The sequence below is a fragment of the Rathayibacter sp. VKM Ac-2759 genome (assembly GCF_009834225.1).
Lineage (GTDB): Bacteria > Actinomycetota > Actinomycetes > Actinomycetales > Microbacteriaceae > Rathayibacter.
In genome coordinates this window covers 3,794,380-3,813,629 of record NZ_CP047176.1, presented here as the reverse complement: position 1 = coordinate 3,813,629, position 19,250 = coordinate 3,794,380, and the positions used below count along the sequence as shown (strand labels likewise).

The following is a 19,250-nucleotide window of genomic DNA, read 5'->3' as shown; positions in this document are numbered from 1 at the left end:
GCCAGGGTCGCGAGGCCCCGGCGGATCCTGACACCGAGGCAGAGGTTCGGTGCGAATCTCAAGCGCGCCGTGCGGTCCTGGCAGTTATACGTACTACTCGCCCCCGCCGTCGTCTTCGTCGTCCTGTTCAAGTACTGGCCGATGTACGGCGCGCAGATCGCGTTCCGCGACTACAACCCGTCGGAGGGGTTCTCGGGCAGCCCCTGGGTGGGCCTGGACAACTTCACCAGGTTCGTCTCGTCGTTCCAGTTCGGGCGGCTGATCGAGAACACGCTGACGGTGAACGCCCTCGGACTGCTGATCGCCTTCCCGGTCCCGATCGTCCTCGCGCTGATCGTCAACCAGCTGCAGAGCGAGCGCTTCAAGAAGTTCACGCAGACGGTGCTCTACTCGCCCTCGTTCATCTCGGTGGTCGTCGTGGTCGGCATGATCCACCTGCTCTTCTCGCCGCGCTCCGGGATCGTGAACAGCGCGATCGTGGCCCTCGGAGGCGAGCCGGTCTTCTTCATGGGGTCGCCGGACTGGTTCCGCCCGCTCTACATCGGCTCCGACATCTGGCAGAACGCCGGCTTCTCGATGATCGTCTACCTCGCTGCGCTGACCGCGATCGATCCCGCTCTCCACGAGGCGGCGAGGGTCGACGGTGCGAGCAAGTGGCAGCGGATCCGGCATATCGACATCCCCGGGATCATGCCGGTGATCACCATCCTGTTCATCCTCGCGATCGGCAACCTCTTCAATCTCGGCTTCGAGAAGGTCCTGCTCATGCAGACCGACCTCAACCTGCCGACCTCCGAGGTGATCCAGACCTACGTCTACAAAGCGGGCCTGCAGCAAGCGCAGTTCAGCTACTCGGCCGCGATCGGCCTGTTCAACTCCCTGATCAACCTCGTCCTCCTGGCGACCTTCAACTGGGTCGCACGCCGGGCGGGCCAATCGAGCCTTTGGTGATGACGCCATGACCCAGACCATCCACCCCCAGTCCGCCGTCCGCCCGCAGCCGGCACCGCCCTCGCCCCACCGCCCCGCCCCGCCCACCCGCGGACGATTCGCGGACCCCGTCTTCAACACCGTCGCGATCACCGTCCTGGTCCTGGCGATCGTCGCGATCATCTACCCGATGTACTTCATCGTCATCGCGTCGTTCAGCGAGCCGTCGCAGATCCTCAACGGGAACGTCTGGCTCTGGCCCGAGGGCTTCACGCTCGAGGGCTACGCCCGGATCTTCTCGGACGGCGCGATCTGGCAGGGCTTCGGCAACTCGGTGCTCTACACGGTCGTCGGCACCGCGATCAGCGTCGCCACCATCCTCTGCGCTGCCTACGCGCTGTCGAGGAAGGACCTCTACGGCAGGACCTTCTTCCTCCTCCTGTTCATCGTCACGATGTTCATCGACGGAGGCCTGATCGCCCGCTACCTCGTGGTGCGCGATCTCGGACTGCTCGACAGCATCTGGGCCGTGGTCCTGCCGGGAGCGGTCGGCGTCTGGAACCTGATCATCGCCCGCGCCTTCTTCGAGAACAACGTTCCCGGAGAGCTGCGCGACGCGGCGCAGATGGACGGCGCGAGCGACTTCCGCTTCTTCTTCAGCATCGTCCTGCCGCTGTCGAAGCCGCTGATCTTCCTGATGATCATGATCCACCTCGTGGCCAACTGGAACGCCTTCTTCGACGCGCTCATCTACCTCGACGACGAGAGCAAGTACCCGCTCCAGCTGGTGCTCCGCAACGTCCTCATCCAGTCCGAGGTCACCGCCGCCGGAGGCTCGGGAGCGATGGACTCCTACGCCGCCGCCCAGCGCCTGGGCGAGCTGATCAAGTACGGAATGATCGTCATCTCGACGATCCCCCTCCTGATCGTGCTGCCCTTCATGCAGAAGCACTTCACCAAGGGCGCCCTTCTCGGCGCCGTGAAGAGCTGACCCCTCCTTCCTGCACCGCCCGGCGACTCCGCCACCCCTTCCGGCTGTCCCGCAGCACCATCCGGCGATCCCGCCGCACCATCACAGAGGAATCAGAACGATGAGACACCGCAGTTTCTTCACCATCACCGCCCTCGGACTCTCCGGCGCACTCCTGCTCTCCGGCTGCACCGGCGGCGGCGGCTCCGACCCGGTCGAGGACCGGTCGTCGGAGGTCGGCTTCAACGAGACCGGCCTCCCGATCGTCGACGACACCCTGTCGCTCACCTTCGGTGGCACCAAGTCGGCGCTCTCGCCCGACTACTCCACGATGCAGCTCGTGCAGCAGTGGGAGCAGGACACCAACATCGCCATCGAGTGGAAGAACCTCCCCGAGCAGGTCTACGCCGAGAAGAAGAACCTCCTCCTCGCCAGCGACGACGTGCCGAACGTGCTCTTCAACTCCGGGCTCACCGACGCCGAGATCGTGCAGTACGGCGAGAACGGCACCCTCGTACCGCTCGAGGACCTGATCGAGCAGTACGCGCCGACCCTCTCGGGCATCCTCGAGGAGCGACCCGACATCCGCGCCGCGCTGACCGCCTCCGACGGGCACATCTACACGCTGCCCTCGGTCGAGGAGCTCGGGATCCTCCAGTACCCGAACTTCCTCTTCATCAACACGGCCTGGCTCGAGAAGCTCGGCATCCCGATGCCGACCACCATCGAGGAGTACCGCGCCGCCCTCGAGGCGTTCAAGACTCAGGACCCGAACGGCAACGGCGAGGCCGACGAGATCCCGCTCTCGTTCCGCACCGACTCCTTCTGCGCGAACCCGAACGACCTGATCGCGGCCCTCGGCGGACAGCCCGAGAACAATGATCACCGCATCGTCGTCGACGGCGAGGTGCAGTTCACCGCGGACACCGACGGCTACAAGCAGGGCGTCGAGGCCCTCTCCGAGTGGTACTCCGACGGTCTGATCGATCCGGAGTCGTTCTCGCAGGACGACGTCGCCTACCTCTCCAAGGGCAAGGCCGACACCGAGATCCTCGGTTCCTTCTTCTGGTGGGAGGCGAAGGAGATGATCGGCGAGGACCGCCTCGGCGACTACGCCGTGCTCGGTGTGCTCGAGGGCGTCGACGGTGAGAAGCGCGCCAGCGTCACCAACAACCAGGAGATCAACCGCGGTGCGATGGCGATCACGCGCTCGAACGAGTACCCGGCCGCCACGATGCGCTGGGCCGACCGCCTCTTCGACCCCGAGATGAGCGCCCAGACCAGCTGGGGGCCCCTCGGCGTGACGCTCGAGAAGGACGCCTCCGGGATGCTCGTGCAGATCCCCGCTGCGGCCGGTGAGGCCGAGGGCGAGCGCCGCCAGAAGGTCGCGCCCGGTGGGCCGAAGATCACCACGAAGGAGGACTTCGAGACGGTCGTCGCGCCCGAGCCCCGCGCCAAGGAGCGTCAGGACCTCGTGAACGAGTACTACCTCCCGTTCAAGGCGAACGACGCCTACCCGCCGGTGATGCTCTCGAACGACGAGCTCGACCGCGTCTCGTACGCGCTCACCGACATCAACACCCTGGTCAAGGAGAAGTTCGCGACCTGGATCGTCAACGGCACGGTCGACGACGAATGGGACTCCTACGTCTCACAGCTCGAGTCGATGGGCGCCTCCGACGTCACGGCCACGTACCAGCAGGCCTACGACCGCTTCCAGAGCGGCGGCGAGTAGTCCCCCGGGGGCGCGGGCGGACTGCCCGCACCCCCGCCCGGCAGCACCGATCCCCTCACTCAGGAGCCCCTGTGACCCTCACCACGACGACCGACGCCTGGCGTCCGGCCGCCCACTTCACCGCCGCATCGACCTGGTTGAACGACCCCAACGGGCTGCTCTTCCACAACGGCACGTACCACCTGTTCTTCCAGAACAATCCGAGCGGGAGCACCTGGGGCAACATGTCCTGGGGTCATGCGACCTCCACCGATCTCGTGTCGTGGACGGAGCAGCCGGTCGCGATTCCCGTCCTCGACGGAGAGATGGCCTTCTCGGGCAGCGCCGTCGCCGACGTCCGCAACACGGCGGGCTTCGCCGGCCCCGGAGAGACGGCCCTGGTCGCGGTCTACACCGCCGCCCGCGCGCCGCTCGCCGACGGCTCCGGTGCCTCCCAGGCGCAGGCCCTCGCGTTCAGCCTCGACGACGGCGCGACCTGGACCCGCTACGCGGGCAATCCCGTCCTCGACATCGGATCGGCGGAGTTCCGCGACCCGAAGGTGTTCTGGTTCGGCGGCGACGACGGCCACTGGGTGATGGTCGCCGTCGAGGCCGTCGAACGCCGCGTCGTCGTCTACACCTCGCACGACCTCAGGACGTGGACCCGCCGCTCCGACTTCGGCCCGGCGCACGCCGTCGGCGGCGTCTGGGAGTGCCCCGATCTCTTCCCCCTGCGCATCCGGGGGTCGGAGGACACCAAGTGGCTCCTCATCGTCAGCCTGAACCCGGGCGGCGTCGCGGGAGGATCCGGCAGTCAGTACTTCGTCGGGGACTTCGACGGCACGACCTTCACTGCCGATCGGATCAGCGACTCCGCCGATCTCGCCGACTACGACTGGCTCGACTACGGCCGCGACTACTACGCCGCCGTGTCGTTCAACGACGCCCCGGACGAGCGCCGGCTCACGATCGCCTGGGCGAGCAACTGGGACTACGCCAACGAGACCCCCACCGGGCCGTGGCGCTCTGCGATGTCGCTCGTGCGCGAGCTCGACCTCGTCACCGGATCCGACGGGCGGCTCGCGCTCGCGCAGCGGCCCGTCCTCCCTGCAGCCGCGGCGGCGCGCGCCTGCACCGTCTTCGACGTCAGCGTGTCGTGCCTCCCCGGCGACCGGACCGAGCTCCGCCTCCTCACCGACGAGACCGACGACGAGGTGGTCATCACCGTCGACGCCGGCGAGGGGGTGCTGACCTGCGACCGCACCCGCAGCGGCGCCGTCGACTTCGCTCCGTCGTTCCCCTCGGTGGACTGGGCTCCTCTGCCCGCGCCCGACGAGTCGGGCCGAGTGGCGATCTGCATCGTCATCGACGCCTCGGTCGTCGAGATCTTCCTCGGGGGAGGGCTCAGCACGCTGACCCAGCTGGTGTTCCCGACCGCGCCGTTCACCACTCTCCGCGTCCGAGAGGCGGCCGAGTGACGACGGGTGACGTCCTCGTCGTCGGCGAGACCGTGATCGACGTCGTCGAGTACGACGGGCACCGGCGCGAGCACGTCGGCGGCTCTCCCGCGATCGTCGCGCTGACGCTCGCCCGGCTCGGGCGATCGGTCGGCTTCGCGACCGACCTCGGAGACGATGCTCGCGGGGAGCGGGCGCGCTCGCACCTCGGCGCCTCGGGTGTGCGTGTCCGCGCGACGGGGCGGGGGAGCACCTCGAGCGCCGTCGCCCGCATCGGCGCCGACGGATCCGCTCGCTACGACTTCGACCTGTCGTGGGATCCGGATCCGGTGGATCCGGGCGGCGCCCGGCACGTCCACACGGGATCGGCCGCCGCCTTCCTCGCTCCGGGGGCCGGCCGGGTGGCCGACCTGGTCGGCCGTCTGCCCGAGGGGACGACGCTGAGTCTTGACCCCAACATCCGCGCCGATCTGCTGCCGCCCCGCCGCGAGGTGCTCGGTGTCGTCGAGCAGATCCTCCCGCGGTGCGACACGGTGAAGCTCAGCGATGAGGACGCACGGTGGCTTCACCCCGGCCGATCCGTCGACGCGGTCCTCGACGCCCTCCTCGCCTCCGGAACCGCCCTCGCGGTCGTCACCCTCGGGGGCGACGGCCTGGTCCTCGCCTCGAGGGCCGGCCGCGTCCACGTGCCCGCCGAGCGGGTCGACGTCGTCGACACGGTCGGCGCCGGAGACTCCGCGATGGGTGCGCTGATCGACGCCCGCCTCGATGCTCCCTCGGCCGTGCTCGACGAGGACGAGCTCGCGCGGATCGGCCGGTGGGCGGCCCGCGTCGCGGCCGTCACCGCCTCTCGCGCGGGCGGCGACCCGCCGTTGCGCAGCCGACTGGGCTGAGCGCTCGCGCCCGCTCAGTCGCGCAGCGGCGACCCGACGACGTCGAAGCGGAAGCCGCCGAACTCGCCGCTGAGCAGCGGGCGCGCGGCGGCGATCGCCGCCTGCACCTCGGGCAGCTCGAGCGAGGCACGGTGCGCCTCGGCGCTCGTCCACAGCTCGACGACGAAGACCGTGTCAGCCATGTCGTCGGAGATCCCCACCTCGTAGGCGAGGCAGCCGACCCGTTCGAGCGCATCGTTGCGGGCGGTGAGCAGGGCGACGAGGTCGCCGCGGCGTCCGGGCAGGGCACCGAGGGTGCCGACATTCGCGAAGGTCATGCCCAGACCGTAGCGACGGGCACCGACATCGTGGCGCCTCCCGTAGCGTGGGCCCGATGATCAGCGAGTACCTGAACGCCTACGACGACCAGCTGCGCACCGATGCCGAGACCCCGAGCGCCGTCTCGGTGACGCGGCTCGGCCCCCTCCGCCTGGTCACGTTCGCCGGCGGGCGCGGCTTCGTGACCTACCGCGATCTCGGCGGTGCGGGGGCTGAGGCGATCCGCGACCTCGTCGCGGCCGCGCGCGAGCACTTCGCGGCCGATTCGGACATCAGGAAGGTCGAGTGGAAGACCCGCGGCCACGATCATGCGCCCGGGCTCCACGAGGCTCTGATCGAGTACGGCTTCGTGCCGGAGGAGACGGAGTCGATCATGATCGGCCCGCTCGAGGCGCTCACCCGCGACGCCCCAGTACCCGATGGAGTGACCCTCCGACGGGTCGTCGACGAGCCCGACGTGCGGGCTTTCAGCGCGATGATCGACGCCGCGTTCGGCGAGGACGTCGACGTCGCCATCGCCGACTCGCTCGTGGCCCGGCTCGCCCGCGGCGACGGCATGGAGCTGTGGGTCGCCGAGATCGACGGCCGCATGGTCAGCGGCGGACGTCTCGAGCCGGTGCCCGGCAGCGACTTCGTCGGCATCTGGGGCGGCGCCACGCTCGAGGAGTACCGCGGACGCGGCATCTACCGCGCACTCACCGCCGTCCGCGCCCGCTCGGCCCTGCAGCTCGGCCGGACGCTCGTGCACAGCGACTCGACCGAGTACTCGCGCCCGATCCTCGAGCGCTCGGGCCTCGTGAAGGTGTCGACGACGACTCCGTACCTCTGGCGCCGCTGATCGCACCGCGTGCGGGCGCACCATCAGCTGAGACGGGGGGCCCTCCCGTGTGGGCGGAGGCCCACCACTCTCAGCTGATGTTGTGCGGCGACGAGTGACCGACGACTGCCACGACCTCGGCCCGACGACCGCCCGGAGAGAGCCGGCGGCCTCGCGAGCATCCCCGCACAACGTCAGCCGAGACGCCGTCGCAGCCACGATCGAGCGCGACGCCGCTTCTCGGCCGACGTTGTGCGGCCGGAACTGACCTCAGCTCGCCGCGGAGATCTCGAGCGCGATGTTGTCGGGGTCGCGGAACTCGAGGATGCTCTGGCCGCCGGTCTCCTTGATCGGCTCGTGCGCGATGCCGAGGTCGTCGAGGACGGCCGCGGCCGCCTTCAGCTCGTCGGCGCTGCCCACCGCGAAGCTCAGGTGGTCGAGTCCGACGCGGTCCTCATCGAAGCTGTCGCCGGCCTCGGCGACGGGACGCAGCCCGAGGAGTCCGCCGGGGAACTGGTAGATCACGCCCCCGAACAGGAAGGCGAGCTTCTCCTTCTCCTCTGCGGGCGCGTCGGCGGGCGGCGCCTCGAAGGCGACGTCGAACCCGAAGACGGAGTCGTAGAACGCGCGCGAGACGGCGATGTCACGGACGGTCAGTCGGATGTGGGCGTAGTCGACAGCGGAGATCGGCACGGGGTTCCTCTCGGTGCGGCGGGCGGAGTGCCCACTCCTCATCATTCGGAGGCGGTGCCGCGCGCAGATGGGGCTGGCACCCCCTCCGCGGATCGGCTAGTCGAGCTCGGTCGGCCGCGCGGGCTCGGCGAGCAGGGCCCGCGCCGCCATGCCGATCACCGCGCTGTAGGTCGGGTAGGCGAACCGCACGTTCGCGAGGGTCGCGACGTCGACTCCTGCCGCCATCGCCGTGGTCACCGACTGCACCACCTCGATCGCGTTCTCGCCCACGGCGTGCGCGCCGAGCAGCAGCTCGCGCCGCCGGTCGGCGATCAGCGTCAGGAACCCGCTCTCGCGGTCGTCGATCACCGCGCGGTCCAGCACCGAGAACGGCACCGAGGCGACGACGCACTGGGCGTCGCGCTCGCGCGCCTGCTCGATCGTGAATCCGACGCCCGCGTAGTCCGGGTCCGTGAATCCGCCCGCCGGGAGGAGGTGCTGCGGGCTCCTGCGGTTCGCGCCGAGCACCGCGTTCTCGGCCGCCGCCTCCGCCTCGAACTGCGCCGCCTGCACGAGCATGTCGCGCCCGTTCGCATCGCCGACCGCGAAGACGTGCGGCACGATCGTGCGGAAGTACTGATCGGCGGGGATCGCGGAGCGCACCACCTCGATGCCGGCGTTCTCGAGCCCCAGGTCCTCGACGTCGGCGGGCCAGCCGGTGGCCATGATGACCGCGTCCATGCGCTCGGTGCGCGTCTCGCCGCCCTCGCGCCAGCGGATGTCGATCGCCCCGTCGTCTGCGCGGTCGAGGCGCTCGACCGTCTCGATGCCGGTGTGCACGTGCACGCCCTGGCGCTCGAACGCCGCGGCGACGTACTCCGAGATGCTCGCGTCCGAGGTCGTGAGGATGCGCGGCGCGAGATCGAGCAGCGTCACCTCCGAGCCGAAGGCGTTGAAGACCGTGACGAGCTGGGCGCCCGTGTTGCCGCCTCCGATGACCGCGACGCGGCGGGGGAGGGCCGGCAGCTCGAGCACGTCCTCGGGGACCGTCGCCAGCTCGGCGCCGGGGATCGGGAGGCGGCGCGAGTGGCCGCCGACGCAGATGAGGATCGAGCGGGCGGTGATGCGGCGGCCGCTGTCGAGCACGAGCGTGCTCTCGTCGGCGAACCGCGCGCGCCCCTCGTGCACGAGCTCGACGCCCGCCTCGGCGAACCGCTCGGCCTCGCGCTTGATCGAGCGCACCGTGTCGACGCGCTCGTGCACGTGCCGGACCGTCGCGGTCCAGTCGATCGCGGGGGTGCCGACGTCGATGCCGTAGTCGGAGGCGGTGCGCGCCTCGCGGATGATCCGCGCGGTCTTCGCGAGCACGCGGGTCGGCACGCAGCCGGTGTTGACGCAGGTGCCGCCGACGCGGGCGGCCTCGAGGACGACGACGCTCGCGCCGAGCTCCGCGGCGCGCAGGGCGGCCGCGGTCCCGGCCGGGCCGGCTCCGATCACGGCGACGTCGTAGTCGTGGTTCTGGGTGCTGGCGGGCACGGGGCCTCCCTGTCGAGTGGTGGTCACCGCAATCCTGGCGCGCGCGCCCCGGCATCCCCTGAGCGCGGTCAGGCGCGACGGGCGCGGGCGAGGAGCTCGAGGTGGGCGCGGTTCGCGGCGAGGGCCTCGGCCGTGGTGACGGGGCGGGCGGAGTAGCCGGCCTTGGTCTTCAGCGTGAGCAGGCGCTCGAGGTGCTTCGCCGCCTCCGGATCCGCGCGCCGCAGCAGCGCGACCGAGTCGGAGTGGGATCCGGTCGGAGAGTACCGGCCGAGCTTCCGGATGCAGATCGCGTCGCTCGCGGCGATCCCGGCGTGCACGGCGAGCGTCACGAAGGCGTCAGGGCTCTCGATCCGGCCCTCGATCGAGACGAAGACGGCTGCCGCCTCCGCGAACTCCTCCGCCTTCGACAGGCGTCCGGCACCGGCCGATGGGTCGGCGACGCGATCCGCTGTCACCGTGCGCCGATCAATCGTCGGAACGCTCCCGGCGCCCCGACCAGCGGAACGCCCTCGTCGGCCACCGACTGGAGGACCGGATCCTCGGCAGCTGCGTCCCGCGCGTCGCTCTCCGCGAGCTGGAGGACCCGCGGGTCGTTCCCCGTCCAGCCACGGGCGCGTCGGACGAGCGTCGCCACCTGCTCGTCCCAGTCCTCGGAGTGGTCGTCGGGCTGCAGCAGGAAGAGGTCGAGGTCGCTCGCGGCGTGCATGTCGCGGCGCGCGGCCGAGCCGAAGAGCGCCGCGTACACGGGTCGCTCGCGCCAGCCCTGCAGCTCGGCGACGAGCCGCTCGAGGAGTGTCTCGCTCAGGTGCGCCAGGGCGATCACCGAGGGGGCGGCGAGGTGGTCGCGATTCAGGCGGTAGAGGGCGGTGCGACCCGCGACCTGGGTCAGGACGATCCCCTCGTCCGCGAGGCGCGCGAGGGCCCGGCGGATCCCCTCGGGAGAGCGGCCGCCGACGAGCGACCGGATCTCGCTGATCGTGAAGGCCTGGTCGGCGCGGGCGAGGACCGCGAGGACGTCTCCGTCGACGGTCGGCGTGATCACGGACAGCGGCGACTGCGTTCTCATGATCGTCCTCCGACTACCCAAAAAAATACGTACTCGCCAATAATAGTGCGCATACCCGGTTCCGTTCCAGGATGGCGCGAACGCGGGAGTCTAGGTCGCACTGCTTCCCGAACGGCCCGGCCCGGGCGTTTCGCATCCGCGCCTGGGAGACTGCGGGGCGTCGTCGGATCCGCCCGCGCGCAGAGACGGCCCGCCGGCCGGAGACGGAGCGTCCCGTGGGACTGCTGAACTACCCCGGAGGCATCGAGGCCCCGTTCGAGGACCGCGTCCTCGCGCACCTCGAGATCGTCATCACCGCCAAGCTGCGACGCGACGAGTCGTTCGCGTTCTCGTGGTCGCAGGGGCAGGAGATGGGCGGGGGCCGCATGAAGATCTGGCTGCACCCCGCGGTGCCGATCTCGTACCGGTTCCACGGCGGTCGCCAGCCGTCGATCAACCGCGACTGGATCGAGGCGCTGATGCTCGCCGCGAGCTCGCAGGGCGGCCTTCGGCTCGTTCCGGAGCCGGGCGGACCGCGCCCGGCCTAGATCTCTAGCCCTCGGGAGTCGGCTCGGGCAGCACGCGCAGCCCCGCCGGAGTCGCCGCGGCGCGCAGCAGCAGGTCGATCCACGCTCGGTTCAGCGGCTCGCTCGAGTACTCGTCGTAGCTGAAGTAGAGGGACGAGCTCTTCGACACCCAGATGCTGCCGTGCTTGCCGCGGTTCTCGATGGCGACGTCCTCGCCGACATCCGGCTCGCCGTCCCAGTGGAACGAGAAGCTCTCGTTGCGTCGCAGCTTCGAGATGATGACCGCCTCGACGTGCCGCAGCGCCCGGTCGTCGACCTCGATGGCGGGAGCGATCCCGTAGATCAGCTGGCCCATTGGACATCCCTCTCGCCGCCGTGCGTTGATCATGTCACGGCTTCGGGGGACCCCCGGGGTGCGGTCTCCCGCGTCAGCTCGCCGAGGGGTCGTCGCCGACGAGCAGGTATCCGCCCTCGATGCTCCCGTCGGGGCTCAGGATCACCCGCGTGAGCACCGGAGCGCCCCCCTCGGAGCTGGTGCCCACCACGTGGAGCACGGTGCCGCCGAAGAACCCGGCGAGCTCGGTGCATCCCGCCGAGAAGGTCGCGTCGGGGCGCTGGAGCGCGAGGCAGATCGTCGTCCCGTCGGGCGCGGTGAGGAGGAGCCGGCCGTCCTGGGCCGTCTCGAATCCGGGCGTGTAGACGGTCGCTCCGGAGGCGATGAGCTCGAATCCGGCGGGCAGATCCGTCGTCGCCTCCCATCCGGACACGAGTTCCTCGAACCGGTCGGCCGGTCGCGCGGTCGAGGTGGGGCTCCCGGTCGGCGCCGACGCCGTCGGGCGGTCGAGGGCCACGGAGGCGGCGGCCGCGCCGAGCGCGGAGTCCGGCCGCGAGGGCGGCGGCGGCGATCAGGGCGGCGCGCTTCGACGAGCGCGGTGGTGCCGCGGGCGGGGGCTCCGCCGGAAGGGGCCCCGCTGCGGGCCGTTCCTGCGGTGCCGGTGCCGGGGAGGCGGCGTTGCGGGCCTCCGCGTCGACCCGGAGGCGTTCCGCGGCCTCGCGGCGGCGCGTCTCGGTCTCGGCGTCCCCGTCGGGCCGCGCGTAGAGCGCGCGCTCGAGGTTCCGGCGCTCGTCGTCTTCGGCCTGCACGTCGTCAGTATGTCCCACCGCGCCGGGGTTCCCCCGGCGACGACGCGCGCGGCCTCACGGCCCCATGACCCCCACCGACGGCACCCCGGCGACGCGCTCGTAGCGCAGCCGCACCACTCCGCCGGGCGACGTGACCGCCGGTTCGAGCAGCCGGAGGTTCGAGGGCACCGCGCCGTGCGCGAACACCCGCTTGCCCTCGCCGAGCAGGATCGGGTGGACCCACAGGGTCAGCCGGTCGAAGAGCTGCTCGTGCAGGAGCGTCTGCACCAGGTCGAGGCTGCCGATGACGTGGATCCGCCGGTGCCGCTCGCGCAGCTCCGCGACGGCCGCGGCGAGATCGGCGCCGAGCTGGGCGGATCCGCTCCAGGCGAGCGAGGCGGTCCCGCGCGAGGCGACGTACTTCGGGATGCGGTCGAAGAGCTCCGTGATCGGTCCGCTCTGCCGCGGCCAGTAGGAGGAGAAGAGATCGAAGGTGCGCCGGCCGAGCAGCAGGGCGTCCATCCCCGCCATGCCGTCGAGGACCTGTGCGCCGACCGTCTCGTCGACGAGGGGGGCCTGCCAGCCGCCGAACGCGAAGCCGCCCGACGGGTCCTCCTCCGGAGCGCCGGGTGCCTGCGCGACGCCGTCGACGGTGCTGAACAGATCGATGTGGATGAGCCCCACGGTGCGCTCCTTCGACTCGCCGGATCCCGTGCCTCCGACGGTGGCACGGGACGGGGTCGGGCGCCACGGCGCGCACTGTGCTCGCTCACAGCCGAGAGCACAGAAATTGACGCAGGCCGAGTCGACAGCGGAGTCTTGACGGCTTCTGAGCGCCTCCGCAGACTGGGAGCGCACACAGTTCAAAGGAGAACTCGCCGAAGACCACCGGGATGCGCCGCTCAGCGGCCCCCGAGACCGTGAGCGCCCAGCCGCCCTCACCCGCCCCACCGGGCCCTCCTCCGCCGCACCCCCGTGCGCCGCGGCGAGGCGGCCCCGCTCCACGAAAGGACACCCATGTCTGCACGCACACGGAGGATCGGCGCACTCGCATCCGTCGCCGCCGTCTCGACGCTCCTCGGCTCGTTCGCCGGGGCCGCCTCCGCCTCCGCCGCCCCCGCCGACGGCCCGGTCGACGCCGGGATCTTCGTCGATCGCGTCGACGGCCTCTCGCCCGACTTCATCAAGGGCGTCGACGTCTCGAGCATCCTCTCGCTCGAGGAGAGCGGAGTCGTCTTCCGCGACGACGCCGGCCGGGTCGCCGACATCTTCGACGTCCTCGCCGACGAGGGCGTCAACACCGTCCGCGTGCGGGTCTGGAACGACCCGTTCGACGCCGAGGGCAACGGCTACGGAGGCGGAGACGTCGACGTCGACCGCGCCGTCGAGATCGGCGAGCGCGCGACGGCGGCCGGTCTGGGCCTGCTCGTCGACTTCCACTACTCGGACTTCTGGGCCGACCCCGGCCGTCAGCTCTCGCCGAAGGCGTGGGCGGGTCTCAGCGACGCCGACCGCACCGCGGCCGTCCACGACTACACCGCCGAGTCGCTGCAGCGCTTCGAGGACGCCGGCGTCGACGTCGACATGGTCCAGATCGGCAACGAGACCAACAACGGCATGGCGGGCTACACGCGGGCCGCGACCGACATGGACGCGACGCTCGCCGGGCTCTTCTCGGCCGGGAGCAGCGCCGTGCGCGAGGTGCTGCCCGACGCCCTGGTGGCGGTCCACTTCACCAACCCCGAGACTCCGGGCCGCTACGCCGCGATCGCGGCGGGGCTCGACGCGTTCGACGTCGACTACGACGTCTTCGCCAGCTCCTACTACCCCTACTGGCACGGCACCGTCGACAACCTCACGGGCGCGCTGACGCAGATCGCCGGCACCTACGGCAAGAAGGTCATGGTCGCCGAGACGTCGTGGGCGCACACGCTCGACGACGGCGACGGCTACCCGAACGTGATCGACGCGACCACGGCGACCGACGAGTACCCGATCAGCGTGCAGGGCCAGGCGAGCGCACTGCGCGACGTGATCGCCGCGGTGCACGCCGTCGGCGACGCCGGCATCGGCGTCTTCTACTGGGAGCCCGCCTGGCTGCCCGTCGGCCCGCCGAGCGCGCTCGAGCAGAACCGCGTGCTCTGGGAGCGCGACGGCTCCGGCTGGGCGAGCAGCTTCGCCGGTCCCTACGACCCGGTGCACGTCGGCGAGGCCTACGGAGGCTCGGCCTGGGACAACCAGGCGCTCTTCGCCACCGACGGCTCGCCGCTCGAGTCCCTGCGCACCTTCCGCTACGTCGAGACCGGAGCGGTCGCCCCTCGCGCCGTCACCGGGATCGACGCCGTCGAGCTGACGGTGGTCGACGGCGACGCCGTGGTGCTGCCCGAGACGGTCGCCGTGAACTTCAACGACGGCTCCGTCGAGAACCGCCCCGTCACCTGGAGCGGCGCCGCCGCGTCGATCCGCGGACCCGGCGAGTACACGATCCCCGGGCGCACCGACTCCGGGCTCGACGTGTCGGCGACGGTCACCGTCGTCGCGCCGAACCTCGTCGCGAACCCGGGCTTCGAGTCCGAGGACCTGTCGCCGTGGACCCTGACCGGCCCGGCCGCGCGCACGCAGACGGGTGACGCCTCCGAGGGCGACTTCGCGCTCACCTTCTGGGGTGCCGACGCCTACGAGACCTCGGCGCGCCAGAGCATCACCGGAGTCGCGCCCGGCGCATACACGCTGCAGGCGACGACGCAGGGCACGAACAGCCCGGCGACCGACGTCCGCACCCTCAGCGCGACCACCTCCGCGGGTACGACGAGCGCTCCGCTCGAGCTCACCACCTGGAGCTCCTTCTCGACGACGACGGTCCCCGTGGTCGTCGGGGCCGACGGGGTCGTCGAGATCTCGGCCGAGTTCGCGCTGAGCGGAGGCGCCTGGGGCGTCCTCGACGATGTCCGCCTCGTCGCCGACGCGGCCGAGTCGGCCGTCGACACCTCCGCCCTCGAGGCGGCGCTCGCCGAGGCCGGCGCGGTCGAGCGTGCGGCGTGGACGCCGGAGTCGCTGGCGCGCCTGGACGAGAGCCGCGCGATCGCAGCGGTGGTGCTCGCCGGCTCGACGACGACGCAGGAGGAGGTCGACGCCGCCGAGCGCGGGCTCCGCGAGTCGATCGACGGGCTCGAGAGCGTCCTGGGCGTGACGCTCTCGGCGACCGTGAGCTGCGTGAACGGCAGGGCCGTCGTCGCGGTGAAGGCGGCGAACGGAGGCGCCGACCGGGTCGCGCTCTCGCTCCGCACGCCGTACGGCAGTGCGAAGCTCCCGGCGCTCGCCGCGGGGGCCTCGGCCTCGCTGAAGGTGCCGACTCCGCTGGCCTCGGTGCCGGCCGTGTCGCTCACGGTCGACGTCCGGAGCGCCGCGGGCGCCGCCTCCGCGGTGCCGGTCTCGACCCCCGCGACGCGCTGCCGCTGACCCCGCCCGCACCTCTCCACCCCCTCCGAGAGGGGACCGGTCCTCGCCGAGACGCCGCTCAGCACGCGGCGCTTCGGCGAGGACCGGTCCCCCCGGAGGGCTCGGCGGCCGAGGTTGGCGCAAAACGAAGGATGAGAGTGCCAGAGTCCGCGTCATTAAGCCATAGAGCGCGTAAAGAACCGTGTGATTGGCGCAATTCGTCGACTGCGTGACTCGTTTGGGTTACGTTTCAGATTCACTCACCTCGGGTGTCCCGAGCCCGCGCTGTCGTGGGCGAAAGCTGCGTCACCATGCTGCACAGCACGTCCACCGCCCGATCTCGAGGGAAGAGACGGAGACTCGGGATCGGCGCCTCCGCCGGTGTCCTCGTCCTCTCCGCGAGCTTCCTCTTCGCGAACTCGGCTCAAGCCGCGACCGCGCCCGACCTGGGTCGCGCGGGCTCCTACTCGGTGCTCGGAGGATCCACCGTCACCAACACGGGCGCCACGATCCTGCCGGACGACCTCGGGGTCAGCCCGGGGACCGCCATCACGGGCTTCCCGCCCGGCGAGGTCCGCGGCACCATCCACGCGGCCGACGCCGAGGCTGCGGGCGCCCAGTCCGACCTCGTGGTCGCGTACGACCAGCTCGCCTCCCAGGCTGCGACCGCCTCCGTCTCGGGCGACCTCGTCGGGCAGACCTTCCAGCCCGGTGTCTACAGCGCCTCCGGCCCGATCGGCCTCACGGGGACGGTCACGCTCGACGCGGCGAACGACCCGGCCGCCGTCTTCGTCTTCCAGGCCGGCTCCACCCTGATCACCGGCTCGTCCAGCGTCGTCGATCTGATCAACGGCGCGCAGGCCTGCAACGTCTACTGGCAGGTCGGCAGCTCGGCCACCCTCGGCACCGGATCCTCGTTCGCCGGCTCGATCCTCGCGCTCGCGTCGATCACCGTGACGACCGACGCCGTCGTCGACGGCCGCGCCCTCGCGCGGAACGGCGCCGTCACCCTCGACAGCAACCTGTTCCGCACCTCCACCTGCGCCCCCGGCTCCACGCCCGTGCCGACGACGGAGCCGACGGTCGAGCCGACCGCGGAACCCACTGTCGAGCCGACGGTGGAACCCACCGTGGAGCCGACTGCTGAGCCGACCGCTGAGCCCACTGCTGAGCCGACTGCCGAGCCCACCGCTGAGCCCACTGCTGAGCCGACCGCCGAGCCCAGCGCCGAGCCGACCGCCGAGCCGACTGCGGAGCCCACCACTCCTCCCACGACGGAGCCGACGGCGCCGCCCACCACCGAGCCGACCACGCCCCCGGTGATCCCGCCGACGACGCCCCCGGTGACCCCGCCGACCACGCCGCCGGTGATCCCGCCCGTGATTCCCCCGGTGACCCCGCCGACCACGCCGCCGGTGATCCCCCCGGTCATTCCTCCGGTGACGCCTCCGACGACTCCTCCCGTCATCCCGCCGGTGATCCCGCCGGTGACGCCTCCGGTGACGCCGCCGACCACGCCTCCCGTGATCCCTCCGGTCATTCCGCCGGTGACGCCTCCGACGACTCCGCCCGTGATCCCGCCGGTGATCCCGCCGGTGACGCCTCCGACGACTCCGCCCGTGATCCCTCCGGTGATCCCGCCGGTGACGCCTCCGACCACGCCGCCGGTGATCCCTCCGGTCATTCCCCCTGTGACGCCCCCGACCACACCTCCGGTGACGCCGACGCCGACCGTCACTCCGACGGTGACGCCGACGCCGACCGTCACTCCGACGGTGACGCCGACGCCGACCGTCACTCCGACGGTGACGCCGACGCCGACCGTCACTCCGACGGTGAAGCCCACGCCGACCGTCACTCCGACGGTGAAGCCCACGCCGACGGTGACACCGACAGTGAAGCCGACCCCGACGGTGACGCCCACCGTCACGCCGACTCCGACGGTGACGCCCACGGTCACGCCGACTCCGACGGTCACTCCGACGGTGAAGCCCACGCCGACAGTGACGCCGACCCCGACGATGACGCCCACGGTCACGCCGACTCCGACGGTCACTCCGACGGTGAAGCCCACGCCTACGGTGACTCCGACCGTGAAGCCCACGCCGACGGTGACTCCGACGGTGAAGCCGACGCCGACCGTCACTCCGACGGTGAAGCCGACGCCGACCGTCACTCCGACCGTGAAGCCCACGCCGACGGTGACGCCCACGGTGACGCCGACCCCGACGGTGACGCCCACGGTGAAGCCGACCCCGACGGTGACCCCGACGGTGACGCCCACGCCCACGGTGACTCCGACCCCGACCGTGACCCCCACGGTCACCCCGACCCCCACGGTGACGCCCACCACCACGCCGACGCCCACCGCTCCTGCGGTGATCCCGACGGTGGGACCCACCCCGACCTCGAGCGCCCCCGCGGACGTTCCTGACTCGGACGGTCCTCGTGGCGGTCTCGCCTCCACCGGAGTCGACGGCATCGCCGCGACCCTCGCCGGAGCCTTCGCGGTCCTCGGCGCCGGGCTGCTGCTCCTGCTGCTCCACCGCCGCGCCAGGCGTCTCCGGAGCTGACCGGTGCAGGGGCGGATGACGCGCGACCCCCGCGTCATCCGCCCCTCCCTCCGTCCCTGTGGCGGAGGGACCCCCCCCTCTCCGAGACCCCGCGAGGGACTGCACCCCGGTGCAGCCGACGGCCCGCCGCGCTCACCCGCACCCGGCGGCGCCGCACCCGCCCCTCGCTCCCGTCGCCGCCTCCCGCGACGACACCCCGATGACCCTGACCTCGTCGTCGCTGCCGCACCCTCCCCTCCGGGACCGTGCGGTCGGCCGTTCGCAGGGCGTCGCCGCGCCGACCCCCGTCGGCGACACCCACTCGGTCAGGACAGCGGATGATCCACGAGCACGCCGGAACCCGGCACGACAGCCCCACCGACTGCGAGGGCGGCACCTCCGTCCGCGGGATCCTCTTCGCGATCGCCTTCTCGGCGCTCTTCTACGCCGGAGCGGTGGTGGTGGTGGTCCTCGTCCTCTGCCTCTGGCTCGGCCCGTTCGCCCCGTGCTCCTCCGAGGCGCAGGCCGCAGCCTCCGGGACCGCGGTGCAGCAGTGCTCGTGACCGGCACTGCCGAGGCCGCCCGTCAGCCCGAGTGCGTCGTCACCAGCAGGTAGCGCGCCGCGCCCGCGGCCTCCGCCGGCACCGACCAGCGGTGCGGCCGCTCCGTGTCGATCGTGATCGACTCGCCCGCGGTCACCGCCCGTTGCTGCCCGTCGGCGTAGCTCAGCACCGCCGTCCCCTCGATCACGAACACGAACTCCTCGCCCGGGTGGGCGAAGTCGACGTCGTCGGAGTCGCCGGGCCGCGCCGTGAAGAGGTACGCCTCGGTGAGGCGCCCGGGGCCGCCGACGACGAGCCGCGCGCGCGGAGCGTTCGGCGCATCGCTGGCGCGCAGGTGCGCCTCCGGTGTCGTGTCGTCGGAGGAGGCGACCGCCGGCACCAGCTCGGCGGGCGGCACTTCGAGCGCCGCGGCCAGCGCGTAGAGCGTCGAGAGGCTGGGCAGCAGCTTGCCGTTCTCGAGCTTCGACAGGAACGGCTGCGACACCCCGGCGGCCGCCGCGAGGGTGCGCATCGAGAGCCCTCGAGCGGCTCGGAGCGCGTGCACGAGGGCGCCGATGTCGGCGGCGAGGGCGGGGGGCTCGTCGTCCGGCGTCATCGCGTCTCCTCTTGCCCCGGATGATTCCTGCTGGTTATCATCCGTGTGTTGATAACTCGAGGTTATCAGCCCTCCGATCGGGAGCAGCCGATCGCTCAGCG

Annotated in this window: 20 protein-coding genes and 1 pseudogene; 11 read left to right on the top strand and 10 right to left on the bottom strand. The window is 71.6% G+C overall.

All coding sequences use genetic code 11. From position 1 onward, the window contains the following. Positions 1-69: 69 nt before the first annotated feature. The 5 genes from GSU68_RS17735 (at position 70) to GSU68_RS17715 (ending at position 5,964) form a co-directional block, all read left to right on the top strand. The gene (locus GSU68_RS17735; protein WP_244259330.1) at positions 70-951 is read left to right on the top strand and encodes an ABC transporter permease subunit; all 882 of its coding nucleotides are present in this window, start codon (positions 70-72) and stop codon (positions 949-951) included. Positions 952-958: 7 nt separating this feature from the next. Beyond that, a complete protein-coding gene (locus GSU68_RS17730) occupies positions 959-1,921 on the top strand; it encodes a carbohydrate ABC transporter permease (protein ID WP_159909955.1) in 963 nt (320 codons plus the stop codon). A 100-nt stretch (positions 1,922-2,021) separates the two neighbouring features. Next, on the top strand, positions 2,022-3,635 hold the full coding sequence (locus GSU68_RS17725; protein ID WP_159909954.1) for an ABC transporter substrate-binding protein: 1,614 nt from the start codon (positions 2,022-2,024) through the stop codon (positions 3,633-3,635). Positions 3,636-3,706: 71 nt separating this feature from the next. Beyond that, positions 3,707-5,092 carry a glycoside hydrolase family 32 protein gene (locus GSU68_RS17720; protein WP_244259329.1) on the top strand — a complete coding sequence of 462 codons (1,386 nt, stop codon included), beginning with the start codon at positions 3,707-3,709 and terminating at the stop codon, positions 5,090-5,092. Continuing rightward, positions 5,089-5,964, top strand: a complete 876-nt coding sequence (locus tag GSU68_RS17715) for a carbohydrate kinase (protein ID WP_159909952.1) — start codon at positions 5,089-5,091, stop codon at positions 5,962-5,964. Before GSU68_RS17720 ends, GSU68_RS17715 begins: the two co-directional genes overlap by 4 nt. 14 nt (positions 5,965-5,978) lie before the next feature. Here the strand turns inward: GSU68_RS17715 and GSU68_RS17710 are convergent, their stop codons facing one another. Further along, the gene (locus GSU68_RS17710) at positions 5,979-6,281 is read right to left on the bottom strand and encodes an antibiotic biosynthesis monooxygenase (protein WP_159909951.1); all 303 of its coding nucleotides are present in this window, start codon (positions 6,279-6,281) and stop codon (positions 5,979-5,981) included. 56 nt (positions 6,282-6,337) lie between these two features. Here GSU68_RS17710 and GSU68_RS17705 point away from each other — a divergent pair, with 56 nt between their 5' ends. After that, positions 6,338-7,120: a GNAT family N-acetyltransferase gene (locus tag GSU68_RS17705; protein WP_159909950.1), complete on the top strand. Its 783-nt coding sequence runs from the start codon at positions 6,338-6,340 to the stop codon at positions 7,118-7,120. Positions 7,121-7,369: 249 nt separating this feature from the next. On the opposite strand, the gene GSU68_RS17700 is transcribed toward GSU68_RS17705, so the two are convergent. The 4 genes from GSU68_RS17700 to GSU68_RS17685 form a co-directional block, all read right to left on the bottom strand. Then, the gene (locus GSU68_RS17700) at positions 7,370-7,792 is read right to left on the bottom strand and encodes a VOC family protein (protein WP_159909949.1); all 423 of its coding nucleotides are present in this window, start codon (positions 7,790-7,792) and stop codon (positions 7,370-7,372) included. 96 nt (positions 7,793-7,888) lie between these two features. Next, on the bottom strand, positions 7,889-9,307 hold the full coding sequence (locus tag GSU68_RS17695) for an NAD(P)/FAD-dependent oxidoreductase (RefSeq protein ID WP_244259328.1): 1,419 nt from the start codon (positions 9,305-9,307) through the stop codon (positions 7,889-7,891). Positions 9,308-9,375: 68 nt separating this feature from the next. After that, on the bottom strand, positions 9,376-9,762 hold the full coding sequence (locus GSU68_RS17690) for a hypothetical protein (RefSeq protein ID WP_159909948.1): 387 nt from the start codon (positions 9,760-9,762) through the stop codon (positions 9,376-9,378). After that, positions 9,759-10,373 carry a nucleotidyltransferase domain-containing protein gene (locus GSU68_RS17685; protein ID WP_159909947.1) on the bottom strand — a complete coding sequence of 205 codons (615 nt, stop codon included), beginning with the start codon at positions 10,371-10,373 and terminating at the stop codon, positions 9,759-9,761. The genes GSU68_RS17690 and GSU68_RS17685 overlap by 4 nt, the downstream gene beginning before the upstream one ends. A gap of 215 nt (positions 10,374-10,588) precedes the next feature. Between GSU68_RS17685 and GSU68_RS17680 the strand changes: the two genes are divergently transcribed. Continuing rightward, positions 10,589-10,900, top strand: a complete 312-nt coding sequence (locus GSU68_RS17680; RefSeq protein ID WP_159909946.1) for an ATP-dependent DNA ligase — start codon at positions 10,589-10,591, stop codon at positions 10,898-10,900. Positions 10,901-10,904: 4 nt separating this feature from the next. Here the strand turns inward: GSU68_RS17680 and GSU68_RS17675 are convergent, their stop codons facing one another. From GSU68_RS17675 to GSU68_RS17665, 3 genes are all read right to left on the bottom strand, one after another. Next, the gene (locus GSU68_RS17675) at positions 10,905-11,234 is read right to left on the bottom strand and encodes a hypothetical protein (protein WP_159909945.1); all 330 of its coding nucleotides are present in this window, start codon (positions 11,232-11,234) and stop codon (positions 10,905-10,907) included. Positions 11,235-11,307: 73 nt separating this feature from the next. Beyond that, positions 11,308-11,646, bottom strand: coding sequence for a hypothetical protein (locus GSU68_RS17670; RefSeq protein ID WP_159909944.1), 339 nt, complete (start codon positions 11,644-11,646; stop codon positions 11,308-11,310). Positions 11,647-12,076: 430 nt separating this feature from the next. Beyond that, positions 12,077-12,685 carry a dihydrofolate reductase family protein gene (locus tag GSU68_RS17665; RefSeq protein ID WP_159909943.1) on the bottom strand — a complete coding sequence of 203 codons (609 nt, stop codon included), beginning with the start codon at positions 12,683-12,685 and terminating at the stop codon, positions 12,077-12,079. Between the two features lie 333 nt (positions 12,686-13,018). On the opposite strand from GSU68_RS17665, the gene GSU68_RS17660 reads away from it, so the two are divergent. Beyond that, positions 13,019-15,460, top strand: a complete 2,442-nt coding sequence (locus GSU68_RS17660) for a glycosyl hydrolase 53 family protein (RefSeq protein WP_159909942.1) — start codon at positions 13,019-13,021, stop codon at positions 15,458-15,460. Positions 15,461-15,750: 290 nt separating this feature from the next. Further along, positions 15,751-16,401, top strand: a pseudogene (locus GSU68_RS19970) (ice-binding family protein); the annotation flags it as partial. Here GSU68_RS19970 and GSU68_RS19965 read toward each other — a convergent pair. After that, positions 16,311-17,765: a hypothetical protein gene (locus GSU68_RS19965; RefSeq protein ID WP_244259525.1), complete on the bottom strand. Its 1,455-nt coding sequence runs from the start codon at positions 17,763-17,765 to the stop codon at positions 16,311-16,313. The pseudogene GSU68_RS19970 and the gene GSU68_RS19965 sit on opposite strands and share 91 nt — an antisense overlap. Here GSU68_RS19965 and GSU68_RS19960 point away from each other — a divergent pair. Together GSU68_RS19960 and GSU68_RS17645 are read left to right on the top strand one after the other, a co-directional pair. Beyond that, complete coding sequence (locus GSU68_RS19960) at positions 17,749-18,012, top strand: hypothetical protein (protein WP_244259524.1); 264 nt, start codon at positions 17,749-17,751, stop codon at positions 18,010-18,012. The genes GSU68_RS19965 and GSU68_RS19960 overlap by 17 nt on opposite strands. 317 nt (positions 18,013-18,329) lie before the next feature. After that, positions 18,330-18,554 carry a hypothetical protein gene (locus tag GSU68_RS17645; RefSeq protein ID WP_159909941.1) on the top strand — a complete coding sequence of 75 codons (225 nt, stop codon included), beginning with the start codon at positions 18,330-18,332 and terminating at the stop codon, positions 18,552-18,554. A 22-nt stretch (positions 18,555-18,576) separates the two neighbouring features. Here the strand turns inward: GSU68_RS17645 and GSU68_RS17640 are convergent, their stop codons facing one another. Next, positions 18,577-19,149 (bottom strand): XRE family transcriptional regulator, encoded by a 573-nt coding sequence (locus GSU68_RS17640; RefSeq protein ID WP_159909940.1) that lies wholly within the window; start codon positions 19,147-19,149, stop codon positions 18,577-18,579. Positions 19,150-19,250 lie beyond the last annotated feature (101 nt).